Below are 25,499 nucleotides of genomic sequence, written 5' to 3' on the forward strand. Positions count from 1 at the left end.
ATCATGCTCCCTTCGCGGACTCGAACAGCACGGCGCGCGGGTCCTCCGACTCCGTCGCGTCGCGGTACATCTCCAGCGCCTCGCGGGCCTTGTCCGACAGCGAGGCCGGAACGGCGACCTCCACCGTCACCAGCAGGTCTCCGCGGGTGCCGTCCTTGCGGACCGCTCCCTTGCCGCGGGCCCGCATCGTACGGCCGCTGGGGGTGCCCGGCGGCAGCTTCAGCGTCACCGAGGGGCCGTTCAGGGTCGGGACCTTGATGTCGGCGCCCAGGGCGGCCTCGGCGATCGTCACCGGGACGGTGACCGTCAGGTTGTCGTCCTTGCGGCCGAACACCGGGTGGCCGTCGACGTGGACGACCACGTACAAGTCACCGGCGGGGCCGCCGCGCTCGCCCGGGGCGCCCTTGCCGCGCAGCCGGATCCGCTGGCCGTCGGAGACGCCCGCCGGGATGCGGACCTGCATGGTGCGGGAGGACTTGGCCCGCCCGCTGCCCTTGCAGACGTCGCAGGGGGTCTCGGCGATCAGGCCGCGGCCCTTGCAGTCCGCGCAGGGGTCGGTCAGCGAGAAGCCGCCGCCGCTGCCCCGCGAGACCTGGCCGGTGCCGACGCAGGTCGGGCACACGCGCGGCGTGCCGTTCTTGTCGCCGGTGCCCGAACAGGCCTTGCAGGGCGCCTGGGAGGACATCCGGAGCGGAACCGTGGCCCCGTCCACCGCCTCCGTGAAGGAGAGGGTGACCTCCGACTCGATGTCCTGGCCGCGGCGCGGCTGGACACGGGCCCCGGGGCCGGCGCCGCCGCGGTTGAACAGTCCGCCGAAGACGTCGCCCAGACCGCCGCCGCCACCACCGAAGCCGCCGGCCGCGCCGCCACCCGGCTGGGTGCCGCCGAAGAGGTCGCCGAGGTCGAAGTTGAACGAGCCGCCGCCCCCGCCGGGGCCGGGGCGGAAGCCACCGTTCCCGAACAGGGCGCGGGCCTCGTCGTACTCCTTGCGCTTCTTGGCGTCACCGAGGATGTCGTTGGCCTCGGAGATCTCCTTGAAGCGCTCCTCGGCCGCGGCGTCGCCCTTGTTGGCGTCCGGGTGGAACTCGCGAGCGAGCTTCCGGTACGCCTTCTTGATCTCGGCCTCGGTGGCGTCCTTCGGGACACCGAGGACCTTGTAGTAGTCCTTCTCGACGAAGTCCTTCGTGCTCATCCCCGGTGTCCCTCCTCTCGTACCGCTACTGGTTCAACATCAGCCCTTGTCGGGGGCATCCGTGTCCTTGTCCGAAGGCGCGTCGGCCTCGGCCGACTCGGACTTGGGGGCCGCGCCCGGCTGGGGCTCGGCCACCGCGACCCGCGCGGGGCGGATCGTACGCTCGCCGATCCGGTACCCCGGCTGCAGGATCGCGACGCAGGTCGTCTCGGTGACGTCCGGCGCGTACGAGTGCATCAGGGCCTCGTGGATCGTCGGGTCGAAGGGCTCGCCCTCCTTGCCGAACTGCTGCAGCCCCATCTTGGCCGCGGCGGTCTCCAGCGATTCGGCCACCGACTTGAAGCCGCCGACCAGCTCGCCATGGTCCCGCGCCCTGCCGATGTCGTCCAGGGTCGGGAGCAGCTCCGTCAGGAGGGACGCGACCGCGATCTCCTTGACGGCGATCCGGTCCCGCTCGACCCGGCGACGGTAGTTCTGGTACTCCGCCTGGAGCCGCTGGAGGTCCGCGGTGCGCTCGCCGAGCGCGGTACGGGCCTGGTCCAGCTGCGCCAGCAGAGCGACATCCTGTGCTGCTGCGGAGTCCCCGGCCGGGGCCGCGGCCTCCTCCTTGGAGGAAGCTGCGGCCTTCGGCTCGGCGGCGTCGTCAGGCGTGCCGTCGGCGGGGACTTCGGGCTTCTCCTCGAAACCCGGGGTCTCCTCCGACATCAGACAGCGCCGCCCTTCGGCTTGTCCTCGTCCACGATCTCGGCGTCGACGACGTCGTCTTCCGGCTTGGCCTGCTGGCCGGCGTCACCCGCGGCACCGGCCGCGCCCTGGGCGGCCTGCGCGTCGGCGTAGATGGCCTGGCCGAGCTTCTGGCTGACCGCGGCGAGCTTCTCGGTCGCGGTGCGGATCTCGGCGGTGTCCTCGCCCTTGAGCTTTTCCTTCAGCTCGGCGATGGCCGCCTCGACCTCGGTCTTGACCTCGGCCGGGACCTTGTCCTCGTTGTCCTTGACGAACTTCTCCGTCTGGTAGACGAGCTGCTCGCCCTGGTTGCGGGACTCGGCCGCCTCCTTGCGGCGCAGGTCCTCGTCCGCGTACTGCTCCGCCTCCTGGCGCATGCGGTCGACCTCGTCCTTGCCGAGCGAGGAGCCGCCGGTGACGGTCATCTTCTGCTCCTTGCCCGTGCCAAGGTCCTTGGCCGTGACGTGCATGATGCCGTTCGCGTCGATGTCGAAGGAGACCTCGATCTGCGGGACGCCACGCGGGGCCGGCGGCAGGCCGGTCAGCTCGAACATGCCGAGCTTCTTGTTGTACGCCGCGATCTCGCGCTCACCCTGGTAGACCTGGATCTGCACGGACGGCTGGTTGTCCTCGGCCGTCGTGAAGATCTCGGACCGCTTGGTCGGGATCGTGGTGTTGCGCTCGATGAGCTTGGTCATGATGCCGCCCTTGGTCTCGATGCCGAGGGACAGCGGGGTCACGTCGAGGAGCAGGACGTCCTTGACCTCACCCTTGAGGACACCGGCCTGGAGGGTGGCGCCGATGGCGACGACCTCGTCCGGGTTGACGCCCTTGTTGGCGTCCTGACCGCCGGTCAGCTCCTTGACGAGCTCGGCGACGGCCGGCATGCGGGTGGAGCCGCCGACCAGGACCACGTGGTCGATCTCGGACAGCTGGATGCCGGCGTCCTTGATGACGTTGTGGAACGGGGTCTTGCAGCGGTCCAGCAGGTCTGCGGTCAGCTGCTGGAACTGGGCGCGCGTGAGCTTCTCGTCCAGGTGCAGCGGGCCCTCGGCGGAAGCCGTGATGTAGGGCAGGTTGATCGTGGTCTCCGTGGAGGAGGACAGCTCGATCTTCGCCTTCTCGGCGGCCTCGCGCAGACGCTGGAGCGCCATCTTGTCCTTGGAGAGGTCCACGCCGTGGCCGTTGGCGAACTGCTTCACCAGGTAGTCGACGACGCGCTGGTCCCAGTCGTCACCACCGAGGTGGTTGTCACCGTTGGTGGCCTTGACCTCGACGACGCCGTCGCCGATCTCCAGGAGCGACACGTCGAAGGTGCCGCCACCGAGGTCGAAGACGAGAATGGTCTGGTCGTCCTTGTCCAGGCCGTAGGCCAGGGCGGCGGCGGTCGGCTCGTTGACGATACGCAGGACGTTCAGGCCCGCGATCTCGCCGGCCTCCTTCGTCGCCTGGCGCTCGGAGTCGTTGAAGTAGGCCGGGACGGTGATGACCGCGTCCGTGACCTTCTCGCCCAGGTAGGCCTCGGCGTCGCGCTTCAGCTTCTGCAGGATGAAGGCACTCATCTGCTGCGGGTTGAAGTCCTTGCCATCCAGGTTGATCTTCCAGTCAGTGCCCATGTGGCGCTTGACGGAGCGGATGGTGCGGTCCACGTTCGTGACCGCCTGGCGCTTGGCGACCTCGCCGACGAGGACCTCGCCGTTCTTGGCGAAGGCGACGACGGACGGCGTGGTCCTGGCGCCCTCGGCGTTGGTGATGACGGTGGGCTCGCCGCCTTCGAGAACGCTGACGACGGAGTTAGTGGTGCCCAGGTCGATGCCGACCGCACGTGCCATTTTGATTTCCTCCAGCTGACTTGAGTGGAACAGGCTCAACCATGCCGCATCTCCGAGCTGTCGTCAACAGAGGTGAGTGGAGGGGGCTCAACTTTTATCCGGGTCTTACGCTCACGGCGGCGCCGGGAAGCCTCGCCGCGGACTCCCGCGGGCCTTCCGCGGCCTCCCGGGGGCCGAGCGGGCGACGCTGGGACGGCCCACTGCGCGGCACCGCCGAAACCGCCGGAGGCGCATGCAGGGTGCCCCCATGCCGCTGCCGCCGCTCACGCTCCCCCCGATCCGGCACCTCGTACGACGGCGCCCCGCGAGCCCGGACCCCCTCGTGCGCCCGGACCCCCTCGTGCGCCTGCCGACCCTGCCGCGCCTGCCGGACCTGTCGGCGAAGCGGGTGGTCGACCTCCTCGGGGCCGCCGCGCTGGCCGGGCTGTTCGCACTGCCGCTGCTGGTCACCGCCGCCCTCCTGTACGCAGCCCAGGGCGGGCGGGTCTTCGTACGGGAGCCGGCGGCCGGGCTGGCCGGGCGGCCGTTCCTGACCTGGCGGCTGCGCACGGAGGCGGCGGGCCGGCTGGGGGCGGCCCTGCAGCGGTGCGCCCTGGACGGGGTGCCGCAGCTGCTGAACGTGCTGCGCGGCGAGATGTCGCTGGTCGGGCCGCGCCCCGAGCCGCGTACGGACCGGGCCGACCGGCTCCTCGTACGGCCCGGAATGACCGGATTGTGGCAGGTCAGCGCGCGATCCGACCTCCCCTGGGAAGAGATGGCGCTGCTGGACCGGCACTATGTGGAGAGCCATTGGCTGGGGATGGATCTCGCGATCCTGGCTCAGACCCCTCGGGCGGCCTACCGACACAGGCATGCCTGAGCGACACAGATCACCGCTCGCCCACCTACATTGCGGCGCGGGGAATGGGTAACCTCAAGCCTTGACTTCATAAGTTACCGCTTAGTAAGTGCCGCCCGAGGAGCCCTTCCATGCAACTCGCCGCGATCATCGTGTCGCTGGTCATCACGGTGGTGGCCGTCGCGCTGTTCGGCCGCGCCATCGCGCAGATCTACCGCTTCGTGCGCCTCGGCCAGCCAGTGCCCGCGGGCACCCGCACCGGCGATCCCACGCAGCGCACCATCACCCTGGTCAAGGAGTTCCTCGGCCACACCCGCATGAACCGCTGGGGCATCGTCGGCGTCGCGCACTGGTTCGTGGCGGTGGGCTTCTTCTCGCTGCTGCTGACGATCGTCAACGCCTTCGGCCAGCTCTTCCAGGCCGACTGGCTGATCCCGATCATCGGCGACTGGCTGCCGTACGAGATCTTCACCGAGTTCCTCGGCCTGATGACCGTCCTCGGCATCGTGACCCTCATCGTGATCCGGCAGCTGAGCCGGCCGGGCGCGGCGGGCCGCAAGTCCCGCTTCACGGGTTCCAAGACGGGCCAGGCGTACTTCGTCGAGGGCGTCATCCTGATCGTCGGCGTCTGCATCATGACGCTGCGCGGGCTGGAGGGTGCCCTGCACGGCGTCGACGGCTGGGAGCCCGGCTTCTTCGCCTCGTACCCGCTGATCGCCGCGTTCCACGGGCTGAGCCTGAGCACGCTCCAGTACCTGACGTACTTCTTCGCGGCGCTCAAGATCGTCACGTCCTTCACCTGGATGATCACGGTCTCGCTCAACACCAACATGGGTGTCGCGTGGCACCGCTTCCTCGGCTTCCCGAACATCTGGTTCAAGCGGAACGCGGACGGTTCGACGGCGCTGGGCGCGCTGCAGCCGATGTCGAGCGGCGGCAAGGAGATCGACTTCGAGGAGCCGGGCGAGGACGACGTCTTCGGCGTCTCCCAGGTCGAGCAGTTCTCCTGGAAGGGCATCCTCGACTTCTCCACCTGCACGGAGTGCGGCCGCTGCCAGTCGCAGTGCCCGGCGTGGAACACGGGCAAGCCGCTGTCCCCGAAGCTCCTGATCATGTCGCTGCGCGACCACGCCCACGCCAAGGCGCCGTACCTGCTCGCGGGTGGCGGCAAGACCATGGAGGGCGAGGAGAAGGCGACGCCGGAGCAGCTGGCGGACGTTCCCGCGGCGGCGCTGGCGGAGGCGGAGCGCCCGCTGATCGGCACGGCGGAGGAGAACGGGGTCATCGACCCGGACGTCCTCTGGTCCTGCACGACCTGCGGTGCGTGTGTCGAGCAGTGCCCGGTCGACATCGAGCACATCGACCACATCGTCGACATGCGCCGCTACCAGGTGATGATCGAGTCCGCGTTCCCGTCGGAGGCGGGCACGATGCTCAAGAACCTGGAGAAGAAGGGCAACCCCTGGGGCCTCGCCAAGAAGCAGCGCGTGGAGTGGACCAAGGAGGTCGACTTCGAGGTCCCGATCGTCGGCAAGGACGCCGAGGACCTCTCGGAGTACGACTACCTGTACTGGGTCGGCTGCGCGGGCGCCCTGGAGGACCGGGCGAAGAAGACCACGAAGGCCTTCGCCGAGCTCCTGAACATCGCGGGCGTCAAGTTCGCGATCATGGGCGGCGACGAGAAGTGCACCGGTGACTCCCCGCGCCGCCTGGGCAACGAGCCGCTGTTCCAGCAGCTGGCCCAGGAGAACGTGGCCATGCTGAACATGGCGTTCGGCGAGGACGACGAGGACGAGTCGACGCGCAAGCCGAAGTCGGCGAAGCGCATCGTCTCCACCTGCCCGCACTGCTTCAACACGATCGCGAACGAGTACCCGCAGCTCGGCGGCGAGTACGAGGTCATCCACCACACGCAGCTGCTCCAGCACCTGATCGACGAGGGCCGGCTGACGCCGGTCACGCCGGTGGACGGCCTGATCACGTACCACGACCCGTGCTACCTGGGCCGGCACAACAAGGTCTACACGCCGCCGCGCGAGATCATGTCGGCCGTGCCGGGGCTGCGCCAGCAGGAGATGCACCGCCACAAGGAGCGGGGCTTCTGCTGTGGCGCCGGTGGCGCGCGGATGTGGATGGAAGAGCGCATCGGCAAGCGCATCAACAACGAGCGCGTGGACGAGGCGCTGTCCCTGAACCCGGACATCATCTCGACGGCCTGCCCGTTCTGCCTGGTCATGCTGACGGACTCGGTGAACGGCAAGAAGAACGACGGCCAGGCGAAGGAATCCGTCCAGGTCGTGGACGTGGCCCAGCTCCTCCTGGAATCGGTCAAGGCCCCGGCCCCGACGGAAGCCGAACTGGCGGCGGAAGCCCTGGCGGCGGAGCAAGCGGCGGCCGCCGAGGCGGAGGCGGCAGCGGCGAAGGCCGAAGCCGAAGCCGAAGCGAAGGCGGAAGCCGAGGCAGACGCGAAGGCGGAGGCGGAAGCCGAAGCCAAGGCCGAGGCGGAGGCGGGAGCCGAGGCCGCAGCCAAGGCGAAGGCCGAGGCGGAAGCCGCAGCCAAGGCCAAGGCGGACGCGGACGCGAAGGCGGAGGCGGAGGCGGAAGCCGAGGCGAAGCCCGAGGCCGAAGCGGCGGCCGAGACCGAGGCGGACACCAAGGCCGAACCGGACGTCAAGGCGACGGCCGAGTCCCCGGCGGGGCCGGAAGCCGAAGCCGCGGCCGAGGCTGACGCCACCGCTGAGGCCGAGCCGGAGGCGGACACCACCGCTGGGACCGAAGCCAAGGCCCCTGCCGAGGCCGAGGCCGAGGCGAAGCCGGAGGCCAAGTCCTAGCGGGGCGGCAGCCCGCAACGAAACGCCGGTACGGCCGGCCCCTGCTCGGGGGCCGGCCGTACCGGCGTTTCGGGGGTCCGGGGGCACAGCCCCCGGTTTCGGGAAGGGGCGGGGTGGGGGAAAGGCCCCGCGCAGCGGCCCACCCACCCCACCGAGCCATCCCACCCCACCGGCCACCCCACCCCGTCAGAACTGGTCGGCTCGCCCCCGCTTCAGCAGAGCGAAGCCCAGCCCCGCCGCCCCCACCGCAGCCGTCCCCCCGCCGGCGGCAACCAGCATCGGCCTGTCACCCGTCGAAGCCCCGGCACCGGTCCCGACCCCCTCCGCCCCGGCCTTCACTCCACCCTTCGGGACCACCCGGTCCCCCGCCGGCTTCGCAGCCGCCTTCGGCCGCTCGGCCACGTACTTCTCGATCAGCTTCCCGTCGAACCCGTAAACCCAGCTGCTCCCGCCGCCCTTCCCGTCGATGACGACGAACTTCACGCGCTTCCCGTCCTGGACGACCCGGTACGTCCACCCGTCGTTCTGCGCGCTGGGGTGCTTCAGGTCGATCGTCCCGAGCAGGTTCCCGTTCGGCATGGAGATCTCGACGCGCTTGCCGTTCGGGCCGTCGATCAGCTTCGCGATCCGCCCGTCCGGCATGGTGATCCGGACCGAGGTCTCCTTCTTGACCTCGTGCTTCGGCTTCTCCACCGGCATCGGCTTCGGCATCGGCTTCGGCTCGCCCTCCACCCACGAGGTCACGGTCCCGTTCGGCTGGAGGACGACGTGCAGCCCGTTGTTCTGCCCGTACGCCGGCTTGCCGCCCTTGCTGACCAGCGTGTCCAGCTTCGTCGACCCGGAGAAGATCTCGGCCTCGAAGTGGCCGTTGCCGATCTTGTAGACCTTGGCGATCGAGCCGTCCGCCAGCTTGACCGTGGTCACGAAGGCCCGCTCGACCGGCGGCGCGGTCGGGTCGACCTGCGGCACGGTCGGGTCGACCTGCGGCACGGTCGGGTCGACCTGCGGCACGGTCGGATCCACCGCCGGCACCGTCGGATCAACGACCGGCTCCGTAACGGGCTTGTCCTCACCAGACGTACCGTCACCCGACTTCTCCTCCACCGACTTGTCCCCCACCGGCTGCTCGTTGACCGGCTGCTCCTTGACCGGCTGCTCGACCCCCGGCAGAACCTCCTGCTCCGCTCCGGCCGGCGAGTCCGCGAACGCGGATCCGACCGGGAGGGCCAGTACGGCAGCCGCGCCCGCGAAGACGGCGGCGGTACGAAGGGTGGTGCGACGGGTGGTGCTGCGCATGTGGGAACTCTTCTCGTGCTCGTGGTTCGTGGTGCGTGGTTCGTGACTCATGTCTCGTCGACGGCGACACATACGAAGCTACGGACCCGATATCTACGTATTCCGTCGATGACGTAACGAACCCCCGCAGACTCCCCACCAACCAGGTAACTCACCAAAACCGACCCAAACCCGCCCATCCGGGATCCCCTAGGGGATGTCACAGCTCAGCCGCAAAGGGCCCCTATTCCGGCAGCCCGCCCACCACGACTCCCGGGACCAGGTACGTTCGATCACGTGGCTGGATTCAGGATCGGACGCGGCCGGGACAACAACCGCGCTCCCCAACAACCCCCGCGGCAGCAGCCGTACGGTCAGCAGCAGCAACAACCGCCGCAGGCACCGTACGGCCAACAGCCCTACCCTCCCCAGCAGCAGTGGCCTCAGCAGCCCGCCGCCGGAGGCCACGGCGAGCCCGAGTACTTCGACCCGCACGAGCAGCAGCAACACGGCCAGTCGTACGGCCAGCAGCAGCCCCCGTACGGCCACGGCGGCCAGGGCGGCCGCGGCGGAGGCTCGTACGCGAACGACAACCCGGGGCACACCCAGGTCTTCGCGTACGGCGAGGACCCGTACAGCCAGGGCGCGACGTACCACGCGGCCGCCGCACCGACGGGCCCGCGGCTGCCGTGGAAGGAACTCCTCCGCGGCATCGTGATGCGGCCGGGGCCGACGTTCCTGCAGATGCGCGATTACGCCGTCTGGGGCCCGGCGCTGATCGTGACCTTCCTGTACGGCCTGCTCGCGGTCTTCGGCCTCGACGACGCCCGCAAGGACGTCATGAAGGCCACCCTCGCCAACGCCGTCCCGATCGTCCTCAGCGCCGGCGTGGCCTTCGTCATCTGCGGCCTGATCCTGGGCGGCGTCACGCACACCCTGGCCCGCCAACTGGGCGGCGACGGCGCGTGGCAGCCGACGGTGGGCCTGTCGATGCTGGTCATGTCCATCACGGACGCTCCGCGCCTGCTCTTCGCCGTGTTCCTCGGCGGGGACAACCTGTTCGTACAGGCGCTGGGCTGGGCCACATGGGTGGCGGCCGGAGCCCTGTTCACGTCGCTCGTCAGCAAGTCGCACGACCTGCCGTGGCCGAAGGCGCTGGGCGCCTCCGCGATCCAGCTGGTCGCACTGCTGTCGATCATCAAGCTGGGCACGCTGTAAAGCCCACGACCCACGACCCACGAGAAAGGGCCCCGGCGCGTTGCGCCGGGGCCCTTTTCTCACATGTCAGGCGTCGAGAACCTGACCCTCACGCTTCACCACGGGCGGCTCGACCGACCACGGGAAGTTGATCCACTCGTCGGTCTTCTTCCACACGTACTCGCACTTCACGAGCGAGTGGGACTTCTCGTAGATCACGGCGGAGCGGACCTCGGCGACGTGGCCCAGGCAGAAGTCGTGGACGAGCTTCAGCGTCTTGCCGGTGTCGGCCACGTCATCGGCGATGAGGACCTTCTTGTCGGTGAAGTCGATCGCCTCGGGCACGGGCGCCAGCATGACCGGCATCTCCAACGTGGTCCCGACGCCCGTGTAGAACTCGACGTTCACCAGGTGGATGTTCTTGCAGTCGAGCGCGTACGCCAGACCGCCGGCGACGAAGACGCCGCCCCGGGCGATGCTCAGGATGATGTCGGGCTCGTAGCCGTCGTCGGCGATGGTCTGCGCGAGCTCGCGCACCGCCCGCCCGAATCCCTCGTAGTTCAGGTTCTCCCGTACGGCGTCGCTCATGCCTCGTGCCTCACCTGGGTGCGGTGGAAGTTCTGGAAGGAGCGCGAGGCCGTCGGGCCGCGCTGGCCCTGGTACCGCGATCCGTACCGCTCGCTCCCGTACGGGAACTCGGCCGGCGAGCTGAGCCGGAACATGCACAGCTGCCCGATCTTCATCCCGGGCCACAGCTTGATGGGGAGCGTGGCGAGGTTCGACAGCTCGAGCGTGACGTGGCCCGAGAACCCGGGGTCGATGAACCCGGCGGTCGAATGCGTCACCAGCCCCAGGCGGCCCAGGCTGGACTTCCCCTCCAGTCTGGAGGCGATGTCGTCGGGCAGCGAGACGACCTCGTAGGTCGAGGCGAGGACGAACTCACCCGGGTGGAGGATGAAGGCCTCGTCACCCTCCGGCTCGACCATGCGGGTCAGGTCGGCCTGCTCGACGGCGGGGTCGATGTGGGCGTAGCGGTGGTTCTCGAACACCCGGAAGAAGCGGTCGAGACGTACATCGATGCTGGAGGGCTGCACCATCGATTCCTCGAACGGGTCGATGCGAACCCGTCCGCTGTCGATCTCGGCCCGGATGTCTTTGTCTGAGAGAAGCACGTCCCGAGGATACGCAGTGCGCGCGGACCACCCCCAATCGAGAGCGGCCCCGCGCGCCTCGCGGACCGGTCTACCGCTTGACGGCCGTCACCCCGACGGGCACGGCATGCCTCAGTCGCGCACACCGCGGGCACCGCAACAGCCGCCCGGGCCCGATCCGGCCGGCACCGAGGTGCTGCAGCGGAAACGAAGCGGTACTGAAAACGTGCCCTTCGGCACAACGGACGACGGTGTTCTCCATCGAGTCCCTTTCCCCAACCTGCCGTACTGCGACGAATCGCCACATTAGGGGATGATCGCGACCCGCTCCAGCCGCCACTCCAGCACGGCTCCCGCACCACGGCGCACGGGTACGTTACGCCCCAACTCCCGCCCCCACGACCCTCGGTGCACCCCACAAACAACGACGACCCCGCGGCAGATTCACCGGGGGTCGATCATGGGGTAGAGTGTCCAAAGATACCGATCCAGGAAACTGGAACGCTATGCGGATGTAGTTTAATGGTAGAACATGAGCTTCCCAAGCTTATAGCGCGGGTTCGATTCCCGTCATCCGCTCTTACAAGAAGGCCCAGGTCAACGACCTGGGCCTTCTTTATTGTCTAGACCTCTCAGTCCTTACCATGCCCTCCGCGTGCCCCAACTCGCAGGAATGTCCTGATCAGAGGACTCTTCACGCACCACTTGCACCACACCGGCGCGGCACCGTCTCGAATCGCGAGACCCATTTCATGTGACCTGCGGCACAACTCCACGCAGGTTCGCCCGTTCGCAGCACCAAACGCGAGCCCTCAACTACGTACCCGCGCAGGCCGGTTCACCGTGCCGCCGCCCCTCCTCGCGCGGCTCCGGGTCATCCAGGACGACCCCGCCTAAGCGAGGGCGGGCTCGCCCCGATTCAGTAGGTGATCACGAATGGTGACAACTAGGTGACGCGTTGTCAGTGGCGGGTGCTTTCATGGGTCCGGTGCGCAGGGAGGCGCATCGCGACTGGTGGGGGGATACAGCTGTGCCCTGGATCAATGACTACTTCCGGGCAGACGGCACTCGGGTCAAAGGCCACGTCCGGCTCCCTGCCGGGGCCCGGCGGGAGACCGCGCTGCTCGGCCTGATCGTCGCCGGAGTGATCGTCTTCGGGAACGGAACAACATCTGCGGGGGCCGGAGCAGGCTCGGGTCAGGAGTTACCCAGGCCGCAGTCGACGGTGGTCTACCCGATCAAGTGGCCGGCGTGGGAAAACCGCCCAGCGCCCCAACCCATACCGACGGTCTCCTATCCGGTCGTCTTCCCCAGCACGGGGAACGGCAGGTGAGCCCCCGCCCGCCCGCGAAGAGGCGCAGGCGCACCAGCACAGCGAGGCGCCGGAAGGCCACCGGCTCGGGGGAGCTGTGGCTCATCGGCCTGGTCGGCCTCGTGGCCCTCAGTCTCGTCGTGGCGGTGATGTCGTGGCTGGCTGCCCATCCCTGGGTTCTGGTAGTCGGCCTACTCGCAGCCGGTGGCACGGGCGCGCTGTGGCTGCGCCGGCGCCAGGAGACCGCGCGATGGGACCAGGTCCGGGCCCAGGGCCTGCGCTACGCCGTCGAACACCTCGACAGCCTCCACCACAACGACTTCGAGTTCGCCGTACGGGACCTCATGCACCGCGACGGCTGCGCCGACGCCCAGAAGGTCGGCGGCCGGGGCGACAACGGTGCGGACGTCAAAGCCACCGACCCCTACGGCCGCCGCTGGGTCATCCAGTGCAAGCACCGCAAGGCCGGCTGGCAAGGGTCCGCGGTCGGCACCCCGGACCTCCAGGTCCTCAACGGCACCGGCCGCCAGATACACGGCGGCGACGTCCTCGTCATGCTCACCAACGGCCGCTTCTCTCGGCCCGCCCTCGACTTCGCCAAGTCCCAGCGCCTCCACCTCGTCGACCGCCAGCTCCTCGCCGAGTGGGCAAGCGGCTCGCGCCCCCTGTGGGAACTCCTCCGCGCCGTCCCACCGCCCCGTAAACCCACCTCACTCTCCTGACCGAAGGGAGAGGGAGAGTACGACTGCGTCGACGAACCGAGGTACGGATACGCGGATGAGGCCAGGCAACCCGTGCGTGGCCTCATCCGGGGAACCTCCCGGACGAACTCCGAGACAACGTCCTCTCACATGTGGCAGCGACTGCTGTATCGCCACCCGTGCACTCATTCCAGGCCGGTGGCTTCGAGGTGGGCGAGGAAGGCCGCGATAAGCCGGGGCCGTGTCACTTCGGGGACAGCGGCGTCGGACAGATCCTCCTCCAGCCCCCACGCAGTGTTGAACGTCATCGCCACGCCCTCCGGGACGATGTGCTCACGCAGCCAGCCTACGAAGTCCGCGGCCGACTGAGCGGTGGCGTCCAGGATCGAGATGCCTTCCGGCTTCACACGTGCGTACCCCTCCAGTTCCTCGCCTTCCAGCGTGATGCCGTAGTGCATGGAAGAGCCACGCACCGCGCCGTGGGCGTCGATGCGGATGAACTCGTCCGGGTCCCGCTCCAGCAGTCGCGCCTTGAGGGTGTCGTATGCGAGCCCCCAGGTCTGCCCCTCTATGGGGGTGAAGACATACATGGTGCGCAGTTCTGCGAGCTGGGACACGTCCACGGGTGTACTCCTCGGCGGTGCGGGGTGGGTCAGGGAACGTAGCGGGCATAGCCCTTGACGCCGTAGGCAGCCATCATCACGCGCCAGTAGGCGACGGAGTCGGAGTTGTTGGTGACCGTCTCCACGCCCCGCATCTCCGTGTTGCGGGGGTCGTTCAGCGCAGCGGCGTACTTCTGCAGCTCTTTCCGGTCGGGGTCGAAGAGGAATTCCTTCTTGCCCGTCTGGTGGTTGGTGCGGAGCTCTTCGAGGGATCGATAGCACTTCTTGCCCGGGTTGTTGACGTACTTGGCCTCCACCGCCATGCCGTCACTGTCTCGGAAGCCGTCGACCATCAGCGTGGTCCCCTTGCCGGTACCGGGCGCGATGGGTACCTCGTACTCCGGATAGCCGGCGACGCGCAGCTGATAGGCGACCTCGGCCGGCCTGCCGCCGGATACGTCGCCCGCTCGCAGGGAGTTCAACCAGGTCTGGAAGTTCTGCTGCTGCGGCGCGGTCAAGGGAGGGAACCGGGGGCTGGGCGGTGTAGGCGGCGGTACCGGCTGGACCCGGGGGCCGTTGGCGGGGCGGTAGGCCACCGGGACCAGCAGGGGTACCCGGACGAGGGGGGCCAGGAAAGGCGGGAGCGACGGGAGGAAGCCGCCGCCGTCGGGCTGGGGCATGGGGACCCGAGCCTGGGAGCTGTCCATCGCGGGTGGGATCTTGCCCAGACTCGCAATGCGCATGTCGCCGGAGACCAACTCGTGCAGTCCTCCGTCGTGACCGTCGCCGCCGAAGCGCGCGCGGTCCCACGGGAGCAGGTTGTCGCCCGTGATGGGGTTCGACTCTTCGGGAATGCGCTTCGACGCTGTTTCGACGTGATCCGCGTACGCCTCACAGGCCTTCGCGATCATGCGGCAGGCGGTGGGGAGGTTCGCCATCAACGTCTCCTCCTCCCCCACTGCGCTGGGTGGCGGGGTCTTGCCCACGAACAGCTTGAAGAAGCCCTCCACCGCGGTCGCGGTCTCACCCAGCTGGTTGGCGGTCGCGGTCTTCCAGGCGGTCTCGGAGTCCCAGTAGGCGTCTTCGAGGATCCTCGCGGCCGAGTTCCAGACCGTCGCCGTCTTGCGCAGCTTGTCCCGCTGCCCGTGGAAGCGCTTGTCGAGGAGGTACTGGTCCGTCCAGCTCGTCTCGCCGACGACCTCAGGGAGATCCTCGGCCTTGTGACTGGCACGCGGGTTGCAGTCGGGCCCGGAGGGCTGCGAGCCGATTCCTGGAGCAGCCGGGCTTTGGTCGAGCAGGGCCGCCGCGATCGCGTTGTCCTGCCGGATGAAGTCCTCGGCGGCCTTGAGGAGAGTACCGGCGCCGTTCGCCATGACCTGGTGTGCGTGGCCCGCCGAGTTGAAGACGGTCGCCACCGCAGGCTTGTAGACCGTGGCGAACGCCCGCCCGGCGCCGTCGTCTCCCGCCATCCCACCGTGCTGGCTCAGCTCGGTGAACAGCAACCCCAGCATGTCGTAGATGAGGTCCCGGAGATCCACCATGGACCAGGACGCGTTGACGAAACCCTCTGCCCGATGCTCCAGATCCAAGGCTCCCCCTCCTGTTGCCCTGTTGCCCTGTTGCCCTGAAACCGTACATGTGTGCTCCGACTTACCCCTGGGGCCAGGATGGGTTTCCGCCGTCCTGGCCCCAAGTCGTCAGGCTTCCTTGATCCGCAGGCCGGCAGCCGTGCCCAGCGCCCACACCCAGCTCAGGGCCGTCCCCAACGGGTCGGATAACGGAACCCGGCTCACCGCCCCACCTCTCGTACGGCGGGGTACCGGGCGGCACCGACCACTCGGGAAGGCGGGATCGTGCGGGTCCGTGCGCTGTCAGCGGTCATGGCCACCATCGGCTCCTCTCACCGGTCCGGGCAGGCGCCAACAGGCCCTGAACAGTGACTGTTCGAGCCATTCGGAGATCTGCGGGGTGATGTTCAGTCAACGGCGGTCCGCCCTCGCGGGACAGGGCTCAGGATGTAGTCCTGCGTAACCCCGCGTAATCCAGGTGGGGAGGGTGACGGGGTGCCGAGGAACCCGGCCGTCGCGGATCTGATCAAGCAGGCATGCCAGGAACGAGGCTGGGGCCCTTCGGAGTTGGCACGTGCCCTTGGCCTGGCAGAAAGCGGTGATCCGAGGCGCCTGCAACGCCAGCACGCCCGGCGGTGGATCGAGGGGGAGCGGACACCCGACCACTGGTGGCCCTACATCGCGCAGGTGCTGGGGCTTGGCCCTGAGGCGATCAACCTTCCGGAGCCCATGCCGGCGGCACTCCACGCAGATACCGTTGCATCAGTCCTGCGCCTGGGAAGGAGCGACGTGGGACGTCGGGAGTTCATCCTCGCCTCCAGCGGATACGCGCTGTCCGCACTCGGCCTGCCCGACATGGAAAGCATCACCCGACGGACCAAGGCTAAGCCGCTCCACCGCCATCGGATGCGCGGTCGTCCTAGATCACGGCACCTATGCCCGGTACGGTGCTCCCATGACTGACAACCGAAAGGGCAATGCCGCGTAGGCGCCCATCTCACGTGCGGGCCAGCATCCCCGTACGGAACCGCGACCACCGACGCCTCTATCCGGCGATCGACCACCTGTCCGGAGCCTGCACAGCCGACATCCGCCAGCTGGATCAGAGTCGCTACTGGTTTGAGGCCACAGCCGGAGCCTTTTGGCACTGGGCTGCTCTGGCCCACGGCCCTCTAAGGCGGCTGGCCAGTCCGCGCGCCGAAACCCGATGCGACATCCGCGAATGCGGCTGCGATCCCTCCCTCCACCGCGACCACCTCGAAGAGGTCCTGCACGCCCTCCCTACGAAGTCAGCCCGCGAGCTGCGACGACGCGTATGGGCTCTCGACTCAAAGATCCTGGCCCGAGCCAAAGTCATCCCCGCCGACTCTCCTGACGCCAGATGGTGGCCAGGCCGGCTCTAGCCGCCCGGCTACCGTCTCAGTTTCCGTCTCATTCAGACCCGTCCAGCGGCGTTCAGGTGAATCCTGTCTTGGCATCGGTGTCGTCTCCCGGCTGGCAATGAACGCTGGTGGACCGCTCAGGACCCCCAAGACGAGCCCCCAACAGACTTGGAAGGCGTGCGCGGTCCGCGTTGGCGGGTCTTCCTCCAGCATGCTTGACGGAGACCCGCCCGTTTGGTCGGCTCCGACCATGACTGCGGACTCAAGCGAGTACGACAAGGCCATGCCGGCGGTGTCGGCGTTCCTGAACAAGATGGAACGAGGCATCGACCGAACACGGGCGACGCACGCCGGGCAGCCGTACCCGGCGGTCCGCCAGGCCCTTGCACTCGCACTGGAGGAGGAAGGGGCTCGCCCGATGGTGCCGCAAGTGGTCGACGAGCTGGCCAGGCAGATCTCCGAGGAGACCGACCGCTGATAGGTGCTGTCAGCCCGCCCACATCGAGCGTGCCAGACGCGTGCCAGGTAGGGCGGGGAACAGCGGTCGACGGCGAGTGCCGGGGCGAGCCTCACGGGTCACCCAGGCACGCGTTTACACAGGTCAGGGATCAGTTGTGGCGACCAAGTCCGGTGATTCCCAAGCTTATAGCGCGGGTTCGATTCCCGTCATCCGCTCTTGCAAGAAGGCCCAGGTCAGCAACCTGGGCCTTCTTCGTTGTCTAGACCTCTCAGCCCACGCCGCGCCCTCCACGTGCCCCAACTCGCAGGAACGCCCTGGCCAGAAGGCTCTTCACGCGCCACTTTTACCGCAGTGGCGCGATGCCGTCTCGAAACGCGAGACGCAATGCGTGACCCGCGCCACAAGCCCGCTCGGATTCGCCCGTTCGCACCCTGCAACGCGGACGATCAACCACCCCGCCGCGCTACCCAGTTCGCGAGGGCACAACACCCCCACCGACCTCAGGCGCCCCAACTGCCGGAGGCTGCCCCACCAAGCAGTTGGGCACGGGAGAACTGCGTAGCGGCAAGCCCGCTCCGGGCACCCGTGCCGCCTCCACGACAGCGACTTCGCGTTCGTTGTCGTACAGGACCGCACCACCGGGAGGCCGCTCCAGCGGTCCGCCGCGTCGGCACCCGCCCCCAATACGTCCTCAACCAGCCAACTTCGCGACGACCTCGCTGCCGCATCCTGCAGCCGGCGGCGAGCACTTAAAAACGCTGCGCTCGGGGTGAATCAATATCTGTCACCGCGACCTAAGAATTTAACGGATCCTGCGGGGAGAGTTTCTACCGCCACACGGCAGCCAGAAATATTCAACGCACACAAGCCGCTGCAGCGTGCTACTGTCGATCTCGGTTGCAGTTTTGGTACCCAAGAACTTCAAGCGCCTCCAGTCGGACTTCGGGCCGCAAGAAGCGCTTTGTATTTCCCGGTCAATTTCCGGGCGGGGCATCATCGCGGCGACACGGCGTCCGCACAGTGCAGACGTTGATGTATTGCCCCAAAGGAGATATGACATGGCTACTGGTACCGTCAAGTGGTTCAACGCGGAAAAGGGTTTCGGCTTCATCGAGCAGGACGGTGGCGGCGCTGACGTGTTCGCCCACTACTCGAACATCGCCGCCCAGGGCTTCCGCGAGCTGAACGAGGGCCAGAAGGTCACCTTCGACATCGCGCAGGGCCAGAAGGGCCCGACGGCCGAGAACATCGTTCCCGCCTGACGCTGACACACATTCTGCAGCTGGGGCCCGCATCCCTCGGGGTGCGGGCCCCAGCTGCATGCATTTCCCGCGGTGCGTTCACCCGCGGCATCAAGCAGTGAGAGATCCGGCCGACTGGCCCTCTCGGAGTTGCACCCGATTTCGTTTCTTGGTTGTCGCGTCCACATGACGCCACCTTATTTCAGCGTCTGAGCCCGAACAGATTCCTGTCCGCCAGATCCGCTATCGCATTCCATTCGGCCCGTTCTCGCAATTCCGTGCGCCGCTCCTACGCTGCGGGAATTCCTTGATACGTGCCGTATCAAGGAAGGTTCCGCATGAACCCCACACGTACGAACGAGCGCTCTTCTCGCACCCGCGGCCGCACCGGCGGCCCCGCTTTCGGCACCGGCGCCGGTTCGGGGCGGGGCAGCCGCTTCGGCTCGTCGACCCCGAGCGGCTCCGGAGCCCCGAGCCGTTCCGGAGGTCCGAGCCGCTCGGGCGGCTACGGCCGCCGGCCCGCCGCGATCCAGGGCGAGTTCGCACCGCCGAAGACGATCACCCCCGCGCTGCCCGCCGTCGAGGCCTTCGCCGACCTCGACATGCCGGCCCAGCTGCTCACCATGCTCACCCGTGAGGGCATGGCCACACCGTTCCCGATCCAGGCCGCGACACTGCCCAACACCCTCGCGGGCCGCGACGTCCTCGGCCGCGGCCGTACCGGCTCCGGCAAGACCCTGGCCTTCGGCCTCGCGCTGCTGGCCCGTACGGCCGGCCAGAGCGCCGAGCCGGGTCTGCCGCTCGCGCTGGTCCTCGTACCGACGCGAGAGCTCGCCCAGCAGGTCACCGCCGCGCTCACCCCCTACGCCCGGGCGGTCAAGCTGCGCCTGGCCACCGTGGTCGGCGGCATGCCGATCCACCGCCAGGCCGGTGCGCTGCGCGCCGGAGCCGAAGTGGTCGTCGCCACTCCCGGCCGCCTCAAGGACCTCATCGACCGCGGCGACTGCCGCCTGAACCAGGTCGCCATCACCGTCCTCGACGAGGCCGACCAGATGGCCGACATGGGCTTCATGCCGCAGGTCACCGCCCTCCTCGACCAGGTACGTCCCGAGGGCCAGCGGATGCTGTTCTCCGCCACCCTCGACCGCAACGTCGACCTGCTGGTCCGCCGCTACCTGACCGACCCGGTCGTGCACTCCGTCGACCCCTCGCAGGGCGCGGTGACCACGATGGAGCACCACGTCCTGCACGTCCACGGCGCCGACAAACAGCGGACGACGACGGAGATCGCGGCCCGCGACGGCCGGGTGATCATGTTCCTGGACACCAAGCACGCCGTGGACCGCCTCACCCAGGACCTCCTCGACAGCGGGGTCCGCGCCGCGGCCCTGCACGGCGGAAAGTCCCAGCCGCAGCGGACCCGGACCCTGGCCCAGTTCAAGACCGGACACGTCACCGTGCTGGTCGCCACCAACGTGGCGGCGCGCGGCATCCACGTCGACAACCTGGACCTCGTCGTCAACGTCGACCCGCCCACCGACCCCAAGGACTACCTCCACCGCGGCGGCCGTACCGCCCGCGCCGGCGAGTCCGGCAGCGTCGTCACCCTCGTCACCCCCAACCAGCGCCGCGAGATGGCCCGCTTGATGCAGGCCGCGGGCATCACCCCGCAGACCACCCAGGTCCGCTCGGGCGACGAGGCCCTGAACCGCATCACCGGCGCCCAGGCACCCTCCGGCATCCCGGTCACCATCACCGCACCGGTGTCCGAGCGCCCCAAGCGCAGCACGGCCTCCCGCGGTCGACGCGGGCCGATGGCGGCTGCCCGGCGCGCGAGCCTGCGACAGACCGCCTTCGACGCGGCGGCCTGAGAACCACGTGATCAGGACACTGACCCACCTCTGCACAGGAGGCACCTTTTGACGCTGGTCCAGATGCAGCCCCGCCCGGCGCATTCCGATGCCCATGCCGACCTCGTCCACCGGACGGTGGACGAGGCCATGGAAGCGGCCGGTCCACAGGTTTGCGACGACATGACCGTCGAGGTGGCCCTGGCCGTCATGGCCAGCGCCCGCGCGGACCATCTGCTCGTCTGCGACGAGGACGGCCTGTGCACCGGGCTGATCACCCATGCCCAGCTCACCACCGTCCGCGACAGCGCGGCGTACACGGACCGGACCCGTCTGCGCGATGTCCTCGGCGACCGCGGGCCGTTCACCTCGCCCATGACGACGATGGCCGAGGCCGACCACGCGATGCGATACCGCAGGCTCACCGCCCTGCCCGTCGTGGACGAACGAGGCAGCGCCCTGGGCGTCCTCGCCCTCAGCCGCTGAACCACCGCACCGTGGTCGGACCGTTCCCCCTTCACCCTGTGAGGCATCCATGCGCTGTGTCATCGCCCGTTTCCCGTTCGACCTGACCAAAAGCGGTGTCCTGGAATCGATGAAGGGCATCAAGCCCGAGCAGGTAATCGGCGAGTCAGTGACCATCGGCCGCCGCACCTACCCCGTCAAGCAGGTCGGCCAGGTCATCACCCGCCAGGACCGCCGCGACTTCAGCGCCGGCGAAGTCCTCCGCGCCATGACCCAGCTCGGGTTCACCTGCCGCGGCCTTCCCCAGGCCGCAGCACCCACGCGTGTCCTCAGCCCGCTCCAGAAGGCGGCCGCGATGCTCGGACACCCCGTTACCGTCTGACCGACGGGACCGGCGCAAGCCGACACGGACACAGCGACGAGGGCCCGACCGGCACGTGCCGGTCGGGCCCTCCTGCGTACCGACGGCTTTCTCTACGCGGCGCAGGGTCAGTGGTCGGAGTAGCTGAAGTCGCCCACGGTCCAGGCACTGACATCCGCGATCGAGACTCGATACATCCCACCCGTCTCAGGGATCCCCACCGTGCCCTGCAGGATGCGGGCCACATGGAAGTGCAGATGGGTCGGCGGCCCGTACCGGAGGGTCGTGGCGGTGAAGATGGCGGAGAACTCGGCCAGGCGGGCCGAGTCCGTCAGGACCTCCGACACCCGCTGCCTCCACACGGCTTCGGGGGCCAGCCGACCGGTGATGACAGCACCGCTGGTGACCACGGTCAGGGACATCTGGTTGCTCTGCCCGGACTCCACGAGGGTGGCGACATCAACGAGCAGCTGGTCAGGCTTCGACATGAGAGCCGATTCTATTCACCGGCCTTTCCGCCCGCTCCAGCGGTCGCGCTACCAGGCGAGAAGGGCACTCACCGTCTTCCCGCCGGAGGCCCGACGGGTGACCGCGGTCGCTCGGGCGAGTCTGTTGACCATGGGCCAGCCGAACCCCCCGGTGCCACCGTCCATGTCAGGGGTGCGCATGCGCGGCACGTGCGGGCTGGGATCGTGGACGGCCACCTCAATGCCCTCCGCGTGGGCCGTCAGTTCCAAGGTGCAGGTCCCTCCGCCATGGCGCAGGGCGTTCGTGACGAGCTCGGACACGACCAAGACCACGGTGTCCGCGGCTTCCGCGGCTTCTGCGGCCATCGCCGGTTGCCGCAGACGATCCAGGAAGGCTCGCGCCGCATCGCGCGCATCTGCAACAACCGCCGCGGAACGAATCGTTGCGACGCTCTCAGCCATCGTGTTCTCAGGGTCACCCTGGTCTCTGGATCGTGCGCGCCCGACCTTGCCTACCTGATCCATGTGCACCGACCCTCCGCGCGCCAACCCGGCTCAAGTCTCCAAGAGCGGGTCGAAGAGGCGCCAGAGTACGACGCCAATCGGCGAGGCCCGGATCCGTCACGCCTTCGGCTGCGGCCCTTCCGAGCGCCTGACCTGCAATGCAGGCTGCTCACGGCATGCTGGGCCGACCGCGAACGTCTAGCTGTCCTCAGCGCACCGAAAAATCTATGTCGGCCGGAGTAGACATTGAGCTGTGACGTGGTTATGGTTTCTCTCGTAGCCCAGAGAGACAGCAGGGCCTGGCAGAGACGAACTGCCGGGCAGCAGTACCCGCAGTTGCAGTGCGCAGGACGGTGCGGTGGTGGAGTTCCGAAGCCAGAGCGGTTGCATGACGGCGACGGGGCTGACGACCGGACCGGGTGGCCCGCAGTGATCAGGGGCCGCCACAAGCAGTACCGCAGTTAACGCAGTGGCAGTACCCGTAGTAAGCGCAGTTCGCAGTACCAGCAGTGAAGTCAGTGAGCAGTACCTCGGTGAAGGCGTCGGCTGCGGGCGCGCGCACCAAGAAGTTCGGCAGTGGGGTTCTAAGCCAGAGCAGATGCAGGATGGGCAACGGGGCTGGCTGTCGAAGAGTGGCGCTAGGTGAGGTCACTGAGCAGTTCGCAGTAGGAGCAGTACCAGCAGTTCGCAGTTCCCGTTTGGTAAGTGATTGATCCAGAGGGAAGAACGGAGGAGCCGAGCACCATCAGGATCGCCCGGGCGGAAGGCTGAGCCCGGGTACCGCAGGACATCGATAGTGAGGTGGTCTCCGGTCAAGCAACCGCGATCCCCGCACCCCCGACGGCGTATCGGTCGGGTCGGCGGAAACAGAAGGCCGGCGCAGTATCGGGGCTGGCAGATGGTGTAGTAGTTCCTTCGGGGCCCTGGTGCCATAGGCGCCAGGGCCCCTCCACGCGTTCCATGAGAGAGGTGCAATGACAGCAGACGACTCGTTCGGCCGTCTCGATGACGACGACTACCCCGCCTACACCATGGGCCGGGCCGCCGAGATGCTCGGCACCACCCAAGGCTTCCTTCGCGCCATCGGAGAGGCCCGCCTCATCACCCCGCTCCGCTCCGAGGGCGGTCACCGCCGCTACTCCCGCTACCAGCTGCGGATCGCCGCCCGCGCCCGGGAACTCGTCGACCAGGGCACCCCCATCGAGGCCGCCTGCCGCATCATCATCCTTGAGGACCAGCTCGAAGAAGCGCAGCGCATCAACGCCGAATACCGCCGCGCCGAATCGTCCGGTCCGTCGGCCTCGGCCTGAGGTGAGTGTGCCCATCGCATCGGTGGGCCGCGTCCAGGCGGCGGCGTCGCGCCACCGCCCCGTTTCGACCGTCACCGTCCGGTCGTGGTTGCAAGCTGGTTCGGACGGAGTGCTATTCAGGCGCTGATGCTTCTCTGAGGTCCGCTCCGGCGTCAGCGCTGCGCTTGTCCTGGTGGGTGCCGTGCCAGTCCAGGCACATGACCGTGGGGTCGTCCTGGAGACGGCCGCCGTGGGCGCGCAGCACCTCTGCGACCAGGGCCCGGGAGGCCTCGCGGGGGTGGAGATCGCCCGTGCGGACGATCAGGGAGGGCAGGTCGACCTCCACAGCGCGGCGCTCGAGCATGCCGTCGGTAAGCATGACAAGCCGGTCACCCGGCTGCAGGTCCAACCGCTGCACCCGATAGGCGGCACGAAGGTGGACACCGAACGGTAGATCCGCTTCGGGAGCGATCTCCTCGACCCTCCCGTGTCTCAGGCTCACCGGCCAGGGGTGTCCCGCGTTGACGAACTGTGTGGTCCCGTCGAGCAGGCTGACGTGCAGCAGCTGCCCGGTGACGAAGCCCCGCCGCCGTTGTCGATGACTGCCTGGTTGGCCTCGAGAGCCTGATCGTCGAGCTCGGCGCCGGCACGTCTGGCCCTGCGGAGGGCACCCACGGCCAGGGTGGCGCGGAGCGCGGCTTCCACGTCGTGTCCTATGGCATCGGTGACGGAGAGCTGCCTGGTGTCCCGATCGACGACATAGTCGAAGGTGTCGCCGCCGACGTGCGTCGCCGGTTCCAGTGCTCCGGCGACCGTGAACTGGGCCGCCTCACATGCCAGCGAGGTGGGAAGGAGCCGGCCGGCAACGCGTCGGCCCCGCGCAACCGGGCGGGCGCGCATCAGGACATCGTCATGGCCAGTAGGCGACGAGGAAGATGGCGATGTAGTGCGCGGTGAAGGCTGCCACGGTCAAGGCATGGAACACCTCGCGGTAGCCGAACCAGCGGGGTGAAGGGTCGGGGCGCTGGAGGGCGTAGACAACCGCGCCAGCGCTGTGGAGGAGGCCGCCGGTCACCATCAGGGCGAGTACGGCCACCCCGCCACTGTGCAGGAAGTCGGACAGGTAGCGCACGCCGAGGCCACGGCCCATCACCTGCTCACCCACACCGCCGGGCTGCCAGTGCGCGCCAACCTCAAGAACCTCTACGGTACCGACCCCCAGGACATCCGCGACTGAGTCCTCCACCGACGCAGTCAGTGGCCCCTGTCCAGGCTGGCTGGCACTTCCCGGAGCCCAGACCGCACGGCCTCTCGTAACTCCCTGTCGATTCCGCCGTGTGTGTCAGAGGTGGGGTCTACGCTCGCGGCATGGACCAGAACGAGGTCACCAAGAGGGTCGTCGGCATCCTGACAGAGGCGTACGACGATTTCCGTCAGCCAGAGTCTGCCGGTGCACCCAATACAGAAGATCCCGGGCTGATCGGCCAGTTCCTGACGGAAGCGATGCCCAGGATTGAACTCTCGCCCGACGACTCTCTGGAGGAGATCGCCGAGCAGATAGGCCGCGAGATGGGCAAAGCCGTCACGCAGTTGGCCGCCGCCTTCGCCGCGGCATACATCCAACTCGCCCTGGTCCACGACGAAGGGGATCCGGCGGTTCCTTCAGCCGAGGTTCTGCGGGACATGGCTATCCGGGCCGGGGGAGCAGAAGGCGACGCCTGACCCCGTGCCGCCACGCGGTGCGGACCGGCCTTCGGGCGAATCTCTTCGCCCGGGACGCCGCCCAGCGGGCTGTCCGTATCGGCGGAGGCAGGAGCCCTGGCCCCGATCCGCCCCCTCGCGGGAACCACGCCACCCCGTCCGCCTGATCGCTTGCGGAAGCAATCCTCCATGTCAGCGCTCCACCGGCGGCGACGAGTCGCGGGCGATCCGGGCTACTCACGCCGACCGTGAGGCACCACTGCGAAGGGCGTGCCCCAACCGTGCCCTCAAGAACGGTCAACAGCCGTCAGAACCGGATCCGGAAAGGGCCTCACAAGGCGCTTGCCACGGCGTGTTTACGCAGGTCAGCGGCCATAGGGACGAGTTCCGCGCAGTAGATTCCCAAGCTTATGGCGCGGGTTCGATTCCCGTCATCCGCTCCATGACAAAGCCCCAGGTCGGCGACCTGGGGCTTTCGCATTGTCTAAGCCTTTCTATTGGTCCCGTGCCAGATCCGTGCCAGAAGCCTTGGCCTCATGGCACGCACCCGCGCATCG

At 68.4% G+C, this 25,499-nt stretch carries 20 protein-coding genes, 1 tRNA gene and 3 pseudogenes; 12 read left to right on the plus strand and 12 right to left on the minus strand.

Annotated features, from left to right (window positions below; genetic code table 11):
• Position 1: 1 nt before the first annotated feature.
• From dnaJ to dnaK, 3 genes are read right to left on the minus strand one after another with little or no spacing between them, the layout of a single operon-like run.
• Entirely contained in the window at positions 2–1,192 is a 1,191-nt protein-coding gene (gene dnaJ / locus ACIQU4_RS22820) for a molecular chaperone DnaJ (protein WP_403733613.1), read from the minus strand.
• A gap of 39 nt (positions 1,193–1,231) precedes the next feature.
• Complete coding sequence (gene grpE / locus ACIQU4_RS22825; protein ID WP_030152902.1) at positions 1,232–1,897, minus strand: nucleotide exchange factor GrpE; 666 nt, start codon at positions 1,895–1,897, stop codon at positions 1,232–1,234.
• Positions 1,897–3,747 (minus strand): molecular chaperone DnaK, encoded by a 1,851-nt coding sequence (gene dnaK / locus ACIQU4_RS22830; RefSeq protein ID WP_403733615.1) that lies wholly within the window; start codon positions 3,745–3,747, stop codon positions 1,897–1,899. The genes grpE and dnaK overlap by 1 nt, the downstream gene beginning before the upstream one ends.
• A 247-nt stretch (positions 3,748–3,994) precedes the next feature.
• On the opposite strand from dnaK, the gene ACIQU4_RS22835 reads away from it, so the two are divergent.
• On the plus strand, positions 3,995–4,606 hold the full coding sequence (locus ACIQU4_RS22835; RefSeq protein ID WP_403733617.1) for a sugar transferase: 612 nt from the start codon (positions 3,995–3,997) through the stop codon (positions 4,604–4,606).
• Positions 4,607–4,716: 110 nt separating this feature from the next.
• Positions 4,717–6,954: pseudogene (locus ACIQU4_RS22840) on the plus strand ((Fe-S)-binding protein); the annotation flags it as partial.
• A gap of 648 nt (positions 6,955–7,602) precedes the next feature.
• Here ACIQU4_RS22840 and ACIQU4_RS22845 read toward each other — a convergent pair.
• On the minus strand, positions 7,603–8,712 hold the full coding sequence (locus tag ACIQU4_RS22845) for a hypothetical protein (protein WP_403733620.1): 1,110 nt from the start codon (positions 8,710–8,712) through the stop codon (positions 7,603–7,605).
• A gap of 276 nt (positions 8,713–8,988) precedes the next feature.
• On the opposite strand from ACIQU4_RS22845, the gene ACIQU4_RS22850 reads away from it, so the two are divergent.
• The gene (locus ACIQU4_RS22850; protein WP_403733623.1) at positions 8,989–9,909 is read left to right on the plus strand and encodes a Yip1 family protein; all 921 of its coding nucleotides are present in this window, start codon (positions 8,989–8,991) and stop codon (positions 9,907–9,909) included.
• Between the two features lie 66 nt (positions 9,910–9,975).
• Here ACIQU4_RS22850 and ACIQU4_RS22855 read toward each other — a convergent pair whose 3' ends face one another.
• Complete coding sequence (locus ACIQU4_RS22855) at positions 9,976–10,476, minus strand: phosphoribosyltransferase (protein WP_030304218.1); 501 nt, start codon at positions 10,474–10,476, stop codon at positions 9,976–9,978.
• Positions 10,473–11,060 (minus strand): dCTP deaminase, encoded by a 588-nt coding sequence (gene dcd / locus ACIQU4_RS22860; RefSeq protein WP_351585027.1) that lies wholly within the window; start codon positions 11,058–11,060, stop codon positions 10,473–10,475. Before dcd ends, ACIQU4_RS22855 begins: the two co-directional genes overlap by 4 nt.
• A 487-nt stretch (positions 11,061–11,547) precedes the next feature.
• Here dcd and ACIQU4_RS22865 point away from each other — a divergent pair.
• A tRNA-Gly gene (locus ACIQU4_RS22865) sits at positions 11,548–11,618 on the plus strand.
• Positions 11,619–12,368: 750 nt separating this feature from the next.
• Positions 12,369–13,073: a restriction endonuclease gene (locus ACIQU4_RS22870; protein WP_403733626.1), complete on the plus strand. Its 705-nt coding sequence runs from the start codon at positions 12,369–12,371 to the stop codon at positions 13,071–13,073.
• 164 nt (positions 13,074–13,237) lie between these two features.
• Here ACIQU4_RS22870 and ACIQU4_RS22875 read toward each other — a convergent pair whose 3' ends face one another.
• On the minus strand, positions 13,238–13,675 hold the full coding sequence (locus ACIQU4_RS22875) for a hypothetical protein (RefSeq protein ID WP_403733629.1): 438 nt from the start codon (positions 13,673–13,675) through the stop codon (positions 13,238–13,240).
• A 29-nt stretch (positions 13,676–13,704) separates the two neighbouring features.
• Positions 13,705–15,243, minus strand: a complete 1,539-nt coding sequence (locus ACIQU4_RS22880) for a restriction endonuclease fold toxin-2 domain-containing protein (protein WP_403733632.1) — start codon at positions 15,241–15,243, stop codon at positions 13,705–13,707.
• Between the two features lie 1,611 nt (positions 15,244–16,854).
• Here ACIQU4_RS22880 and ACIQU4_RS22885 point away from each other — a divergent pair.
• The 5 genes from ACIQU4_RS22885 (at position 16,855) to ACIQU4_RS22905 (ending at position 21,002) form a co-directional block, all read left to right on the plus strand.
• Positions 16,855–17,082 (plus strand): hypothetical protein, encoded by a 228-nt coding sequence (locus ACIQU4_RS22885; RefSeq protein ID WP_403733634.1) that lies wholly within the window; start codon positions 16,855–16,857, stop codon positions 17,080–17,082.
• A 1,040-nt stretch (positions 17,083–18,122) separates the two neighbouring features.
• Positions 18,123–18,326, plus strand: coding sequence for a cold-shock protein (locus ACIQU4_RS22890; RefSeq protein WP_403733636.1), 204 nt, complete (start codon positions 18,123–18,125; stop codon positions 18,324–18,326).
• A 317-nt stretch (positions 18,327–18,643) separates the two neighbouring features.
• Positions 18,644–20,176: a DEAD/DEAH box helicase gene (locus ACIQU4_RS22895; protein WP_403733639.1), complete on the plus strand. Its 1,533-nt coding sequence runs from the start codon at positions 18,644–18,646 to the stop codon at positions 20,174–20,176.
• A 48-nt stretch (positions 20,177–20,224) separates the two neighbouring features.
• Positions 20,225–20,641 carry a CBS domain-containing protein gene (locus ACIQU4_RS22900; RefSeq protein ID WP_403733642.1) on the plus strand — a complete coding sequence of 139 codons (417 nt, stop codon included), beginning with the start codon at positions 20,225–20,227 and terminating at the stop codon, positions 20,639–20,641.
• A 49-nt stretch (positions 20,642–20,690) separates the two neighbouring features.
• On the plus strand, positions 20,691–21,002 hold the full coding sequence (locus tag ACIQU4_RS22905; RefSeq protein ID WP_403733646.1) for an SCO5918 family protein: 312 nt from the start codon (positions 20,691–20,693) through the stop codon (positions 21,000–21,002).
• A 107-nt stretch (positions 21,003–21,109) separates the two neighbouring features.
• On the opposite strand, the gene ACIQU4_RS22910 is transcribed toward ACIQU4_RS22905, so the two are convergent.
• Together ACIQU4_RS22910 and ACIQU4_RS22915 are read right to left on the minus strand one after the other, a co-directional pair.
• Entirely contained in the window at positions 21,110–21,469 is a 360-nt protein-coding gene (locus ACIQU4_RS22910; protein WP_403733649.1) for a hypothetical protein, read from the minus strand.
• 48 nt (positions 21,470–21,517) lie between these two features.
• The gene (locus ACIQU4_RS22915) at positions 21,518–21,910 is read right to left on the minus strand and encodes an ATP-binding protein (RefSeq protein WP_403733652.1); all 393 of its coding nucleotides are present in this window, start codon (positions 21,908–21,910) and stop codon (positions 21,518–21,520) included.
• 1,016 nt (positions 21,911–22,926) lie between these two features.
• Here ACIQU4_RS22915 and ACIQU4_RS22920 point away from each other — a divergent pair.
• Positions 22,927–23,262 carry a MerR family transcriptional regulator gene (locus tag ACIQU4_RS22920; protein WP_403733655.1) on the plus strand — a complete coding sequence of 112 codons (336 nt, stop codon included), beginning with the start codon at positions 22,927–22,929 and terminating at the stop codon, positions 23,260–23,262.
• 112 nt (positions 23,263–23,374) lie between these two features.
• Here ACIQU4_RS22920 and ACIQU4_RS22925 read toward each other — a convergent pair.
• A pseudogene (locus tag ACIQU4_RS22925) lies at positions 23,375–24,141 on the minus strand (PP2C family protein-serine/threonine phosphatase).
• A gap of 10 nt (positions 24,142–24,151) precedes the next feature.
• A pseudogene (locus ACIQU4_RS22930) lies at positions 24,152–24,373 on the minus strand (hemolysin III family protein); the annotation flags it as partial.
• Between the two features lie 236 nt (positions 24,374–24,609).
• Here ACIQU4_RS22930 and ACIQU4_RS22935 point away from each other — a divergent pair.
• Positions 24,610–24,963, plus strand: a complete 354-nt coding sequence (locus ACIQU4_RS22935) for a hypothetical protein (protein WP_403733658.1) — start codon at positions 24,610–24,612, stop codon at positions 24,961–24,963.
• Positions 24,964–25,499: the final 536 nt, after the last annotated feature.

The organism is Streptomyces sp. NPDC090741 (assembly GCF_044769045.1).
Classification (GTDB): Bacteria; Actinomycetota; Actinomycetes; order Streptomycetales; family Streptomycetaceae; genus Streptomyces.